The 14,511-nt window shown below is 38.3% G+C and carries 10 protein-coding genes and 1 pseudogene; all 11 read left to right on the plus strand.

Annotated features, from left to right (window positions below; translation table 11 throughout):
- Positions 1 to 145: 145 nt before the first annotated feature.
- Positions 146 to 373: pseudogene (locus tag NSQ79_RS03055) on the plus strand (FAD-binding protein); the annotation flags it as partial.
- A gap of 409 nt (positions 374 to 782) precedes the next feature.
- Positions 783 to 1,652 carry a CatB-related O-acetyltransferase gene (locus tag NSQ79_RS03060; protein ID WP_013990263.1) on the plus strand — a complete coding sequence of 290 codons (870 nt, stop codon included), beginning with the start codon at positions 783 to 785 and terminating at the stop codon, positions 1,650 to 1,652.
- 123 nt (positions 1,653 to 1,775) lie between these two features.
- Complete coding sequence (locus NSQ79_RS03065; protein WP_155164751.1) at positions 1,776 to 3,869, plus strand: glycosyltransferase; 2,094 nt, start codon at positions 1,776 to 1,778, stop codon at positions 3,867 to 3,869.
- 1 nt (position 3,870) lies between these two features.
- Positions 3,871 to 4,746: an acyltransferase gene (locus NSQ79_RS03070; protein ID WP_138261658.1), complete on the plus strand. Its 876-nt coding sequence runs from the start codon at positions 3,871 to 3,873 to the stop codon at positions 4,744 to 4,746.
- 139 nt (positions 4,747 to 4,885) lie between these two features.
- The gene (locus NSQ79_RS03075) at positions 4,886 to 6,094 is read left to right on the plus strand and encodes a glycosyltransferase family 8 protein (RefSeq protein WP_155164750.1); all 1,209 of its coding nucleotides are present in this window, start codon (positions 4,886 to 4,888) and stop codon (positions 6,092 to 6,094) included.
- 60 nt (positions 6,095 to 6,154) lie between these two features.
- A complete protein-coding gene (locus NSQ79_RS03080) occupies positions 6,155 to 7,657 on the plus strand; it encodes a glycosyltransferase (protein WP_164332108.1) in 1,503 nt (500 codons plus the stop codon).
- Positions 7,638 to 8,861 carry a hypothetical protein gene (locus NSQ79_RS03085; protein WP_164332107.1) on the plus strand — a complete coding sequence of 408 codons (1,224 nt, stop codon included), beginning with the start codon at positions 7,638 to 7,640 and terminating at the stop codon, positions 8,859 to 8,861. The genes NSQ79_RS03080 and NSQ79_RS03085 overlap by 20 nt, the downstream gene beginning before the upstream one ends.
- Before the next feature lie 12 nt (positions 8,862 to 8,873).
- Positions 8,874 to 9,884: a sugar transferase gene (locus NSQ79_RS03090; protein WP_164332106.1), complete on the plus strand. Its 1,011-nt coding sequence runs from the start codon at positions 8,874 to 8,876 to the stop codon at positions 9,882 to 9,884.
- 35 nt (positions 9,885 to 9,919) lie between these two features.
- Positions 9,920 to 11,128, plus strand: a complete 1,209-nt coding sequence (locus NSQ79_RS03095) for a glycosyltransferase (protein ID WP_164332105.1) — start codon at positions 9,920 to 9,922, stop codon at positions 11,126 to 11,128.
- Between the two features lie 38 nt (positions 11,129 to 11,166).
- Positions 11,167 to 12,051, plus strand: a complete 885-nt coding sequence (locus NSQ79_RS03100) for a glycosyltransferase family 2 protein (protein WP_138261653.1) — start codon at positions 11,167 to 11,169, stop codon at positions 12,049 to 12,051.
- A complete protein-coding gene (locus tag NSQ79_RS03105) occupies positions 12,044 to 14,503 on the plus strand; it encodes an SP_1767 family glycosyltransferase (RefSeq protein WP_164332104.1) in 2,460 nt (819 codons plus the stop codon). Before NSQ79_RS03100 ends, NSQ79_RS03105 begins: the two co-directional genes overlap by 8 nt.
- Positions 14,504 to 14,511: the final 8 nt, after the last annotated feature.

Consider the following 14,511-nt stretch of genomic DNA (forward strand, 5'->3'; position numbering starts at 1 on the left):
TAACGAAAGTCAATAGCTAAAGACCGCTTTCACTGGGAGTTATGGCTGAACTTGAAATGTGATAATATTATAGTAAAGTACTGAGATGTTAAGAATTATACTGACTCCCAAAGTTAGACAGGAAAAATCTAACTCTTTGGGTGCAGTTCAAATTGAAGTAGCAACATTTTATGTGACGCTTCATAAACCAGCACCCCATCACACCATGGGAAGTCTTAAGATTGATACTTAAACACATGTTATTAATGAAGATGGGGATATTATAAAGGGATTTTATGCAGCAGGAGAAGTAGCTGGAGGTCTTCACGCTGGGAATCGCCTTGGTGGAAATTCCTTGACGGATATCTTTACTTTTGGACGTATCGTTGGGTAAACATCTATAAACGAGAATTGTTAGTACAATAGGTATGTCGTAAATAGAAAGAAGAATTTTACAGTTTTTTAGCTAATAAATATTTTTAGACTGGAGATAATTTGTTCCAGTCTTTTTATTTTCTCAAAAAGATGAAATAAAAGGTTTTAAAAATTAAAATGAGATAATGGCTCTTTGACTAAAAATAAGTTATAATTAGAATAAGTGTAATATGTAATTTTTATGGTATTTTTTCTAAAAAGAGATAGCGTCTTTACAAGTTTTTTTTAATAAAGAAAGTAAGACTAGGGATAATTTTTGGAAAAAGACAAAAATATCATAATAATATCCGATAATGAATTGTGTTGACTAGTGAATGGTTGGGTGTACTTAGGTTATCATCACCTAGGTCATGGAGGAGAAGATAGAAGTGATGAATGTTTCAGGCCGATTTTGTGTTTTTTCGCATAAGGATAGACAGCATCAACGTTTTTTTCAATTATTACCTGATGGTAGCATTAGAGATATTGACAGTCCTGGTCATGATAATGAACGCTTTTGGGATTTTCAAAATAATCAGATCTGCTTATATTCTAATCAAAGGCAGTTAACTGCTACTTTTGATTGTTGCTATGAGGAAGAGGGACATTCATACTGGGAAGGTTGGCATCAACACTCTATTCCTTTGGAACTTCGTCTCTATGATATGAAATCTGATCTTTTTGATTTTAAGACGAAGTTTACCAGTAGGTTTTTGATTGATTATGGAGCATTGTCAGTTGGTCCACATACCTATGGTATCCCCTTTTTAGTTGACTATGATCATGGTGGAAAGGTAATTATAGGGGATTACTGTTCTATTGGTCAGAATGTTTATTTTGTGACGGCAAATCACAATTTGGAATTGGTGACTACCTATCCATTTAAAAGTTTAGAGCGATTTTATTCAGATAAGACCTTAGATATAGAAGACGATCACACCCTTCAATCTCCTACTAGGGTTGGTAATGATGTCTGGATTGGGAATAATGTCCAGATTATGGCTGGTGTAACTATAGGTGACGGTGCGGTTATAGCCGCAGGATCTGTGGTTACTAAGGATGTATCCCCCTATGCTATTGTTGGAGGGAACCCAGCCAAGTTGATTCGCTACCGTATTGCAGATGCTAATGATCGATTCAACATGCAAAAGATTTCTTGGTGGGATTGGCCAGAGCATGTAATTTCAGAACGACTTGATAAAATTATGAGTAAGGATATTTCTGCCTTTATTGCAGAATATTTACCCGAAGATGACTAGGCTCAATATTGTATCCATTTATTTGGTTGATGATTCACTCACAGAAGTTCTTGTTAGAGTTCTTCGTATGTGTAAAAGCTTGGACAACTATAATGTGCTATAAATAATAAAAGAAGAAATAAAATGACAGAAAAAGTTAGTGTAATTGTACCCGTATTTAATGTTGAAAAATACCTTAGACAGTGTCTAGATAGTATCCTTCAACAAACCTATCAGAATCTCGAAATTATTATTATAAATGATGGCTCAACAGATGGAAGTGACGCCATATGCCGTGAGTATGCTGGTAAGGATTCACGAATATCTTACTTTGCAAAAGAAAATACTGGGATTTCTGATACAAGAAATGTCGGTATTCGTCAAGCAACGGGTGAGTATGTGACCTTTGTAGATTCGGATGATTGGGTAGAACATACTTATGTTGAAGAGCTTCATGATAAGCTTAAGGCTTATGATGCTGACATTGCTATTACCAATTATTATCTCTTTAATGAGGCCGATAGTCTTTTTTATTTTTATATTACTGATGAGGATTATTATGAACAAGTGTATTCTCCTGCACAGTTGATTGAGGGTCTATATGAAACCAAGTTCAATAAAAGTTTTGCTCTGATTTCAGCTTGGGGGAAACTTTATAAACGCACTCTTTTTGAAGATCTACTTTTTCCAAAAGGACAGATTGGAGAGGATGGCTTTTTTAATCTTAAGGCCTATTTAATGAGTGATCGCGTAATCTACCTCAACAAGGGGTTGTATGCTTACCGAGAAAGACCAGAAAGTTTATCTAGAACCTGGACTGAAGATTGGATGTCAGCATTGGTATATGCTATGGAAGAGCGTCTTGCCTTGTTAGCTAGCAGGGGTTATCCACTTGAGAAGCATATGACTGTTTATCGTATGATGTTAGAGTCTTGCTTGACAAATGGAGCATCTCAGGGCTTAGAAGGAACAGAAGCTTATCGTCGAATCAAGGAAAAATATCAGGTATTAAGTTTAGCACCACAGCACTATAATGAGAAAAAACGATCAATTGTACTTGCTGCAAACTATCCTTATGTTGAGCAGGTGGTAACTACAATCAAATCTATTCTCTATCACCATCGCAATATTCGTTTTTATATAATTAACAGTGATTTTCCACAAGAATGGTTTAAGGGGCTAAACCGTCACCTTGCACGATTTGGTAGTGAGATTGTTAATTGTCGAGTAAGTAGTGCACAGATTTCCCAATATCGCACGGATATTTCCTACACTGTTTTTTTACGCTATTTTATTTCTGATTTTGTCAAAGAGGACCGTGTAATTTATATTGATTGTGATATGGTAGTGACGGGGTCACTTGATGATCTATTTACAATGGATCTAAAGGGATATCCTGTTGCAGCAGTCCGAGATTATGGGGGACGTGTCTTTTACCACCGAGAAATCTTCAATGCAGGCTTTTTAGTTATTGATAATGCATACTGGAGACAGGAACAGATGAGTAGGCACCTTATCGAAATGACTAATGAGTGGCATGATAAGGTTGATCAAGCCGATCAGTCTATCTTGAATATGGTCTTTGAAAATAATTGGTATGAACTTCCATTTGACTTTAACCATGTTGTTTTGCATAGTCATTTTACAGATTATCAATTACCAGAAGGACAAGAATATCCCAAAGTTATTCATTATCTGTCCCATAGAAAACCATGGTTTCCTCTGGCAGCGCAAACTTATCGCGATGTGTGGTGGTTCTATGCACAGTTGGATTGGTCTGATGTAGCTGAGAATGTTAGCTTGGCTCCATTGCAGAGTAGGGCGCTTTATCCTAAAGGTAGACCATTTACCTGTCTAGTTTATACTAGCATTGCTGAAGTTCCTCACTTGGAGGATTTGATTCAAGCTCTTCCTCAAGTTCACTTTAATATTGCTGCCCGTGTCATTGTATCAGATAGCTTAGCGAGATTGATCACTTATCCTAATGTAACAGTCTATTCTGGTATTAATAATATGCGTAGCCTAGATTTGGAATTGGTATCAATAAGTGATTTGTTACTTGATATCAATCCAGGAGAGAAGACTTTAGAAATACTTGATGGTTTCAGATTTGAGGATAAACCTATTTTTGCTTTTGATGATTTAAAATCTCGGAAACACCACCAACGTACATTTCCAAGAGAGCATTGGCAAGAAATGGCGGAAGCAATCAGGAAAATGAGAAAGGCGCAAGATTAAGATGGCAGACTTTCATTTGAACGGTAATTTTCAACAGATTACCATTGACCCTACGGCTCACGTTGAATTGGGGCAGGATATCACCTTGCGTTCCTTTGTTTGTCTAGAGGTGGGTAATGGTGCAACCCTAAAGCTCGGGAATCGTGTTTTCTTCAATAATCACTGTTCTATTCGTTGTGAACATCATATTGAAATTGGTAAGGATACCATGTTTGGAGATGGGGTTCGTATTTTTGATCATAATCATCAATATTCTAACTATCACGTAGAAAAAATCGCCTTTAATTATGGAAAGATATCGATCGGAAAAAATTGTTGGATTGGTGCCAATGTTGTGATTCTTAAGGGAGTCACGATCGGTGACAACGTCATTATTGGTGCAGGAGCAGTCATTCATAAGGATATTCCAAGTAACTCCATTGTTGTAAGTAAAGAGGAACTCATCATAAAAGAGCGGCCACAATTAGAGCACCATGTGTTTACACTGACAGCCTCGGACACTCTGGAAAACCTCACTTATTTGGTAGAAAATCTTCCAGAAGTTTCGTTTCATATTGCAGCCAAGACCAATGTTTCAGATCGCTTAGAAGCCTTTAAAAAGTATGACAACGTAACTCTATACACAAACGTCCATCATGATGATATTATAGAGGATTTATTAGATCAATCAGAAATCTACCTGGATATTAATCATTGGGATCAGGTAGATTCTATTGTCGACCGGGCATTTGAAAAGGGAAAACCGGTCTTCGCTTTTGATAATGTCGTTCACAGAGCAGAGTTGGGTGCTAGTGTATTTTCTCATCAGGACCCTGAAATGATGGTGAAAGAAATTCAGAGACAATTGTTTGGAATTGCCGTGGATACAGTAAACTGAAAAAGGAAGTCTGGTTTATGCTTTTTGGTATCACAAATCATGATAATTGTGGACAAAGTAGGGATTTTCCATGTTTGAGGCGGATTTGAAGATAAATGAGATTAAGTTGGAGTTGGATTGGAAAAGAAAGGTAAGCTAGATGAATAAAGTTATAGCGTTAGGTGCCGACAATGGCTACATGGACAAGGTAGAAACAACGATTAAGTCAGTTTGTGTGCATAATGATAACATTAAATTTTACGTTTTTAATGATGACCTTCCTTCGGAATGGTTTCGTGTGATGAACAAACGTTTGGAGAAAATCAACTCACAAATTGTCAATGCGAAGATTTCAGATAACCACTTACGAAAGTATCATCTTCCAAGGCCTCATTTATCTTATGCAGCTTATTTCCGTTTTTTTATTCCTGAGGTAGTAGAGGAGGAAAGGGTTTTATACCTTGATTCAGATATTGTTGTAGATGGAAACTTGACGGATTTGTTTGAGACGGACCTTGGAGATTGTCCTTTAGCTGCTGTTCGAGACGATTTACAACAGACAAATTTTAATTCAGGAGTCATGTTGATTAATAATAAGTATTGGAGAGAACATGACATTTCCACTCAACTGTTTGAAGTGGCAGATCAATACCATGAATATGAATATGGTGATCAAGGCCTTTTAAATCGTTATTTTATTGGCCAGTGGAAAGAATTAGATATGGATTATAATTTCATGGTTGGTATGGATAGTGTGGCTGCTTCTTCTCCTCAAAGTGATGAGTGGTATATCAAAGCAAAACAGCATAAAAAGGTTTCTATTATCCATTATACGGCTGGTAAGCCCTGGCAGGCGGTGTTTAATAACCGTTTAGGTGATCGTTGGTGGTTCTATTATGCTCTGGATTGGTCAGATGTATTATTGCGTACAGAAATCATAAATCGTGATTTAGGAGCTTTAACCGTACAGGAACCCTACCATACAGCTATTTTCACAAATGCGTGTGAAATGGAACATTTGGAATACCTAATTCAAGCCCTGCCCAATGTGCATTTCCATATTCTAGCTCATACGGTCTTTGCGTCACAGGTGGTTGATTTGCAACGTTATCTAAATGTGACAATCTATCCTTGTTTTAATCAGTATAATTTTGAAACCGTTTTGGAGAAAATAGATTTTTATCTTGATATCAATCATTTTAATGAAATTATGTCGATTACACAGGAAGTTCATAAACTTGGAAAACCAATCTACGCCTTTGACAATACTAGCAAGGACCAGTCTGGAGAAAGTCATGTTTATCCGGTTCAGAACCCTGAAATGATGGTGGAAGAAATTAAATCTTATCTGGCCACATTGGCTGATTAGACTTGTGGAGAGAGACAAAAATCGTTATCAGAGTACAACTGGAACTTGCTTGGAGGAGAGATGATTTACACTTTTAATCTGATGGTGGAATTAGAGCCTAACGGTGTCGATGTTGCCCAGGCTTACCGGGGACAAATCTTTAGGAAACTGGGGTGCCCAGCACGCTTTGTCTTTACGCAAGTTCCTCCTAGATATAAATGGGATTACTATTTATCTTTGGGATATGCGGAAGATGAAATTGTTATAGCACATATGTTATTAACAGATCAGCGTGATATGACCTTGACAATGAGTGTGGAGAAAATGAAGCGAGGTTTGAATCTCCATTCCACTCCAATTGAACGAGATCAAGAGTTAATATTTCCAGAAGAGAATGGGATTTCACTTGTCTTTCATCGAAATACTCTTAAGTCAAATTATGTTGATTATGTCGATTATTATGTAGCTGGTCATCTTCTTTGTAGGGAACATTACGGGAGTGTAAAGCTTTATACAGAATATTTTACAGCTGTTCCCACTGATGCGGGCTTAGAAGCAAGAGTCTTTCAGCGTCTTTTTTATAATTTGGATGGTTCCGTAGCTTTGGAGGAAATCAAAAAGACACCAGGTGATTTGACGAAATCGGTCTATCGGCAGGGGACTCATTGGTTTTACAGTGAGTCGGAGCTTTTGAGCCAAGCGATCGGCACCTTACAATTTTCTACAAAAGACCATATCATTGTTGATCGTTTAGAGCGTCTTACCTTTACGCAGACTCTTTTAAAAATGAAGGGTGAAGCAACCTTATCGTGTGTCCTTCATTCGATACACCATTGGGGCGACTGTATCAATTCAGAATATTTCCTTCTTTTTCAGTATGCTAACTATTTCGACCATATCATTGTATCTACGGAAGCTCAAAAGGAAGAATTAGAACGGGATTTGTCGACGGATAAGCCTGTATCGGTCTTGCCAGTCGGAGGGCTTGAAAGTTTGCAATATTCTGATAATCGCAAGCCTTATAGCCTGATGATTGCAGCACGGTTTGAACGGAGAAAGAGATTGGACCTAGCGATTGATGCGGTAGTGGCCTTGCATGAAAAAATCCCAGAGGTTACATTGGACATTTATGGTCAAGGTATGCTTTGGCAAGAAATAGAAGAAAAAATTAAGCAGTTAAATGCTCAAAGTTATATTCATCTCAAGGGGCACCAAGACCTTCAAACTCGTTTTAAGGAATATGAACTTTATTTGGCCACTTCCGAGTGGGAAACGTTTGGGTTAACTTTACTAGAGGCGATAGGGTCTGGCCTTGTCATGGTGGGAACAGACGTTCCCTATGGGAATCCCACTTTTATTAAAAATGATCGAAATGGTTTTCTCGTTCCCTTTGTAAATCAATCACATGAAGAAGTGGTTGCTGACTTGAAGAGAAGTATGCAGAAGGCTTTTGGAAACTTAAGTTTTCTACGAGAAGGTTCTTATAAATTGGCTGAACGATATATGACAGATCAAATTATTGGACAATGGAGAGAGTTTTTGACGAATAGGGGAAAAAATTACGATGTATTATCTGGTAAATGAATGGACTTCAGATGATGAGAGGTTGAGAGATGACCTAGAACAAATTGGAATACCCATCCAGCCTCTACAGATAGAAAATATTCTGGATTTTATTTTTTCTAATCGAAAAGTAAATTCACCTCTGCATATGACTGGTCTTTCGTTACCCCCGTTTTGGGAAGTGTATGCGAATGGGGATATTGTTTCTGATGGAGTGAGGAGGGGGAGAATAGACTGTTATCAGGATTACCCTCAAAGGGTCAAAAAAGTAGAGTGGTATAATCCAGATGACAATTGTTTTACTTGTGATTATTATGATCTTTCTGGAAGACTTTTTCTGAAAGAAGTTTGGAGTGCAAATGAATGTCATCTATCTGTTTATACGAATGATAAAATGGGAAAACTACATTTATTCCATCAACATGATCGTGCGCTCTATCAAACGACCGATGGTTTAGAACAGGGATTTTCCTCGATAGAAGAAGCGAAAAAAGCCCTTCTTCAAGAAGTTCTTTTGCAGGTTGAAACAGTATTTTTGTCTGATCCAGAATTGTTGAAGGCTTTACCCAAACTTGCGAAGGAGGAGATTATCTTCTATGATCGGTCAACTCTTCCTGAAGCAGAACTTGCTCCTCTATTGGACGAGGGTGTAAAAGTGTTAGTTCGTGATGCTAACGGTAGAGCATCGCATGATCGTCTATTATTTTTCCCTACCTATTTGGGAGATTTGAAGGAATTTCAGCCACAGGTTCTCATTTTGACAAACACTCAAGAAATCGAACAGATTGAAGTTCTTGTGACCGCTCTTCCTCATTTTCAGTTTCATATTGCAGCCTTGACAGAGATGGGGGAACGATTAGTACGTCTCAATGATTATCCGAATGTTCACCTTTATCCAGGAATTTCAGGTGAGAATTATGAGCGGTTATTAAATAAATGCCGTATTTACCTAGATATCGCATATGCGGATGAAATTTTAGACGGAAATCGAATGGCTCTTGAAAGAGGAATGATTTTATATGCATTTGAGGAAACCTGTCACCGACCAGACCTCTATATAAAAGATCACCTGTTTCAAAAAGATGCAATTACAGACTTGCTTGATGAACTATCTCAGCTGGAAGATTCTAAAAGATATCAATCATCCTATGATAAGCAAAAGATGCATCCAATGCTAGCAACAAAAGAAGAGTTGAAGATGATTTTTCGAATGTCAGAAAAATAAAGAAGGGAAACCATGACTAAAGTACATATTACAAATCTATATGGTATGGCAGGGGATAGCACTGTCATCTTAGCTCAGAATGCTGTGACGGATATTGCGCGTACTTTGGGGTATCGAGAGATTGGAATCTATTTTTATAATATCTCTACAGATAGTCCGAGCGAGAGAAGCAAGCGTCTAGATGGGATCATGGCAAGTATCTCATTTGGTGATATTGTGATTTTTCAATCGCCAACTTGGAATGGTTGGGAGTTTGACGCGGAATTTGTAGCGAAGCTGAAAGATTTGAGAGTCAAACTAGTGATTTTTATCCATGACGTTATTCCACTAATGTTCCGTGATAATGCCTACCTAATGCCGACTTATATGGAGATGTTCAATCAAGCAGATGTCATTATTGCGCCTTCACAACAAATGGTTAACCGTCTGTGTGAAGCAGGTCTGACTGTGGAAAAAATCTTGATTCAAGAATTTTGGGATCATCCTCATAACCTCAGTTTGAACCAACCAGTATTTAAAAAAGAGATTTTCTTTGCAGGATCTTTGACACGCTTTCCAGAGTTGCAAAATTGGGTTTATGAAACCCCTTTGCGAGTTTTTGCGAATGAGCCAAAGAGCAATCCAGAAGCCAATTTGGTGATTGAAGGATGGAAGCGCAATGAAGAACTCCTGATGGAACTATCAAAGGGAGGCTTTGGTCTTGTCTGGAATACCCAGTATAACGATGGGGAGAATGTTGATTACTACGAAATGAATATTTCACATAAGCTCAGCACCTATCTGGCGGCAGGAATTCCTGTGATTGTGCCCAACACCTTATCAAATAGTCATCTGATTGAAGAGCGTGGTTTAGGATTTGCTGTGAACAGTTTGGAAGAAGCCAATCAATTGGTTCAAAATATGGCTCCAGAATCCTATCAAGAAATTAGTAGTAGGGCTCAAGGGTTTGCTTTCCTCCTAAAAGAGGGGTATATCACTAAGAAGCTTTTAATAGATGCTATTAATTTCTTATTTACTTTATAAAAGGATAATTGAGAAAAAAGAGGGGGAAAATTTCAGTGAAAAGGGCAATCGTTCTTGCTGGTGATAATGGTTACATGGAAAAGCTAGAGGTAACTATAAAATCTATTGTTGCGACAAACAGTCAAATTATTTTTTATGTGATCAATGACAATCTCCCTCAGGAGTGGTTCTGGTTGATGGGGAGAAGATTAGAGTCTGTTCAATCACAAATTCGGAATATTAAGATTTCTTCTGATCAGATAAAAGGGTATTCGCTACCCATGGATCATTTAAGTTATGCTACTTTTTATCGTTATTTTATTGCAGATGTTGTTACAGAAGACCGAGCACTTTATCTAGATTCTGATATTGTTGTCACTGGAGATTTGACACCTCTCTTCGAAGAAGATATAGAAAATAATGCTTTGGCCGCAGTTACGGATGGCATAGATGCTTCTAAGTTTAATGCAGGTGTGCTCCTTGTGAACACTGCGCTTTGGAGAGAAGAAAAAGCTAGCCACCAGTTGCTGGAATTGACGAATCGCTATCATCAAGAGGAGTTTGGAGATCAAGGAATCCTTAATCGTCATTTTAAAGGACGTTGGAAAAAACTACCAGAAGTCTACAATGTGATGGTTGGTATGGATACGTTTGCTCACACCTTTAACGTCCCTGAATGGTATGATAAGGCAGACCAGCTGGAGAAGGACGCAGTAATCATTCACTATGCGGGAGAGAAGCCTTGGTATCAGTGGAATTTGAATCGTTGTCGGGATATCTGGTGGTTTTATCATGGTCTGGAATGGTCTGAAATCTTGTTACGAAAGGATATTACCAAACGTCATTTTAAGGATTTGGTAGGAAGGCCCAAATTCCAAACAGCAGTATTTACGAATTCGGCAGCTATGGAACATATTGAAACATTTGTGGAAGCATTTCCAAATGTTCAATTTAATATCCTTGCTTACACAAATTTTGCTCCTAGTGTAATTGCTTTAGAAGCCTACTCCAATGTTTCGCTTTATCCTCGTTTTACACGTTACAATGCTCAAGCTGTGTTGGATAAATTGGATTTTTATTTGGATATCAATTATCATGAAGAGATTTATGATATTATTCAAAAGGTTACTGCATTGAGAAAACCTATCTTTTCTTTTGATGTTACCAATCATTGTGAGATTGAAGGGGATAGTAACTGTTTTCATGTAGAGGATATTGATGATATGATTGCTGTTATTCAAGAATATTTAGCTCAATTGAGTTAAATCAGGTATGAATTAGGTTGAAATAAGTGAAGGAAAAAATGGAAAAAATTAGTGTCATCGTCCCTGTGTATAATTCAGAGGCCTATCTTGAAAATTGCTTAAATAGTATAATCCAACAGACCTATCAAAATTTAGAAATTATCTTAGTCAACGATGGTTCAACGGATGGTTCTGCCGCTATTTGCCAACGCTACAAGATTCAGGACCCTCGAGTGAAGGTCTATCATAAGTCCAATGGTGGAGTTGGATCTAGTCGGAATCGTGCTTTAGAAGCGGTGACGGGAGACTACATTCTCTTTGTGGATAACGATGATTGGTTGGAACTGGATCATATCGAGAGTTTATATCATTTGCTGAAAAAAGCAGATGCAGATATTGCAATTGGAAATTTCACTCAATTTATGGAAGAAGAGGGGAACTTTTTAATCCATGTTGGGGGAAATGATTATTTCGAGCGTGTCTATTCTCCTTTTGAGTGGTTCCAACATCAATATGATGGGCAATATAATCTGAGCCAATGTTTCACGGTCCCTTGGGCAAAGCTTTATAAGGCGGAATTGTTTAAAGAGATTGTTTATCCAACAGATAAAACGGTAGAGGATGATTATACGACCTATAAGGTCTATCTACAAGCTGATAAAATTGTTTATATGAACCGGGCTATCTATCTGCATCGTAAACGTGAGACAAGTGTGACTAAAACGGTCAATCTTGCAGATGTTTATCCGTTACAAAGTATCGAAGAACGAATGATGATTCTTCAATTGATTGGAGCTCCAAAGGGCTTAATAGATGCAGAAATTGCTGCTTACAAGTGGCGATTGGCCATTCATGAAGAAGAGACCTTAAAACATGGAGACATGGAAGCTTACCAGCAAGTACTGGTAAAAAAACGGATCAAGGAGAAGAGTGTTCATGCATGATACAAAAAGTCGGGCGATTGTTCTAGCAGGAAATCAGAACTTTATCGCTCAGTTATCGACGACTATAAAATCTATCTTTTATCACAATAAAAATGTGAAAATTTATGTTTTGAATCGAGATATCCTTCCAGACTGGTTTCGAAAACCACGGAAGATGGCTCAGCTCTTAGGGGGCGACCTCATTGATGTCAAATTGAATCCAGACGATGTGAAGGATACCTGGTGGACTCAGGAACATATTAGTCTGGATGCTTATTCCCGCTACTTTATTCCGAAGTATATCTCAGAGGAAAAGGTGCTGTATCTCGATGCGGATTTGCTGGTTCTAAAGAACTTAGAGGATATCTTTGAAATAGATATGAAGGGCCACCCGATTGCAGCCGTGATGGACACAGATAACCAAAGTTTTAATTCCGGTGTCTTATTAATTGATAATGGTTTGTGGAAACGAGAAAATATGACAGAGCAGTTGGTGAATGAGACGAATGGCTCACTCCAGCAAGCTTTAGAAGGAAATATTCCTAAATTTAATGGGGATCAGACAATCTTTAATAAGGTCTTTCGTGATAGATGGTTAGCCTTGGATAAAAGGATGAACCTCCAAGTTGGTCATGACGTGACTGCTTTTATGAGTCATTGGCCAAATCACTTTAAAGATAGTGAAGATCCCTATGTTGTGCATTTTGTCTCACACCGAAAACCATGGGCGACACTAAGTGCCAATCGTTTCCGCCAATTATGGTGGGCTTTCCACGACATGGATTACAGTCAGGTCTTGTCTCACCATATGGGGGACTTCCAGATAGAGATGGATCCAGATTATGAGCTCCATCTGTTCAATTTGACCAATTCTCAATCCTTCAAAAACCTTGAGGAATTGATTCAGGGACATCCGAAGGCCTTGTTCCATATTGCTGCCTATACGGAAATGGGAGAGGAATTGATGCGTCTTGCAAAATATGAAAATGTGAGATTGTATCCAGAAGTCGTCCCTCCAGTATTGGAAGAACTTATCCATCGTTCTGCTGCCTATTTAGATATTAACTATGGTACTGCTGATCAAGCAACCTTGGCGGCTTATGCGAAAACAGGGAAACCGATCTTGTCCTTCCCAGAAACCAGACATAGTGAGCAAGCGCAGTTAGAGGTCAACACGATTGAACAAATGCATTCACTCATTAAAGAGCGTATAAAGACAGGTGAATGGGGAGAAGTTCACGAGCTTCCACGATTGCACTCCTTAACCATGACCCAAACGCAAGATCTCGAGTCGATCGAAGAACTGGTCTGTGCTCTTCCATTTGTGCAGTTTCATATCGGTGCTTGGACAGCTATGGGACCTAAGTTAGTCGAATTAAAGCAACACCCCAATGTTAGTTTGTATCCTGCGATCAATCAGGAGCAGTTGAGCCAGTTGATCCATAGTGCGGATATTTATTTGGATATTAATCATGGCGATGAAGCTGGTGATATTCTATCACAGGTAGAATTGGCGGGGATTCCTAGTTTTGGTTTTTATAAAACCCAACACGGGAACCATGGGCAGTTTCTTTTTTCAAGTGAGCGACCACAGGAACTGATCACGGCGATTGAACAATTGGATGGAGAAGGAAGCTTGCCTAAAATTCTCCCTCTACCAACGGTTAAGTCCATTGATGAGAGTCTGGACTTCATTAGGGAAAATCATTCATCTGTCATTCGTTTTGGAGATGGTGAAATCAATCTAATAGCTGGCCATTCTATCGCCTACCAAGATTATCATCCTGAACTGGCACGAACTCTACGTGAGTTGGTTGGAATGAACAGTTCAGAAAAACTCTTAGTCTGTTTGCCAGATGCTTTCGAAGATCGCTTCAAATTTACGTGGTGGGCAGAAGATTTTTGGAAAAAGCATTTGGATCATTATGATGATTTTTATCGTCAAATTGCACCGGCACCATGGTATGGTTCAACCTTTATCTCACGTCCTTATATTGATTTTTTAGATAAAACAAACGCCGAGTCACAGTTTGAAAAGCTAAAAAGGTTATGGGAAAACAAAAATCTCTTAATAGTAGAAGGAGCTACATCTCGTTCTGGGGTTGGTAATGATTTATTCGATCAGGCCTTATCTATCAAACGTATTGTCTGCTCTTCTCATTGTGCTTATAAGGATGTGGATGCTATTGAGTCAACAATTCGTAAGTATGCGGATAATCATCTTATACTCATCATGTTGGGCCCAACGGCTAAAGTATTAGTTGCAAATCTAGCTAAAGATGGTTATCAAGCCTTGGATATTGGACATATTGACTCTGAATATGAATGGCTAAAAATGGGTGCGACAACAAAAGTTAAACTCAAACACAAACACACGGCGGAGTATAACTTTGACCAAGATATTGAATTCATCGAAGATGAAACCTACACCAAACAAATCGTGGCAGACTTATCTCGTTTGCCGGTAGAATAAGAAAGATA

Origin of the sequence: Streptococcus sp. FSL W7-1342 (assembly GCF_037966635.1) — a bacterium.
GTDB classification, from domain to species: Bacteria; Bacillota; Bacilli; order Lactobacillales; family Streptococcaceae; genus Streptococcus; species Streptococcus salivarius_D.

Bases quoted from the DNA above. Each gene is read 5' to 3' on its own strand.
- NSQ79_RS03065 (WP_155164751.1), top strand. From the start codon at position 1,776: ATGACAGAAAAAGTTAGTGTAATTGTACCCGTATTTAATGTTGAAAAA.
- NSQ79_RS03070 (WP_138261658.1), top strand. From the start codon at position 3,871: ATGGCAGACTTTCATTTGAACGGTAATTTTCAACAGATTACCATTGAC.
- NSQ79_RS03075 (WP_155164750.1), top strand. From the start codon at position 4,886: ATGAATAAAGTTATAGCGTTAGGTGCCGACAATGGCTACATGGACAAG.
- NSQ79_RS03080 (WP_164332108.1), top strand. From the start codon at position 6,155: ATGATTTACACTTTTAATCTGATGGTGGAATTAGAGCCTAACGGTGTC.
- NSQ79_RS03085 (WP_164332107.1), top strand. From the start codon at position 7,638: ATGTATTATCTGGTAAATGAATGGACTTCAGATGATGAGAGGTTGAGA.
- NSQ79_RS03090 (WP_164332106.1), top strand. From the start codon at position 8,874: ATGACTAAAGTACATATTACAAATCTATATGGTATGGCAGGGGATAGC.
- NSQ79_RS03100 (WP_138261653.1), top strand. From the start codon at position 11,167: ATGGAAAAAATTAGTGTCATCGTCCCTGTGTATAATTCAGAGGCCTAT.
- NSQ79_RS03105 (WP_164332104.1), top strand. From the start codon at position 12,044: ATGCATGATACAAAAAGTCGGGCGATTGTTCTAGCAGGAAATCAGAAC.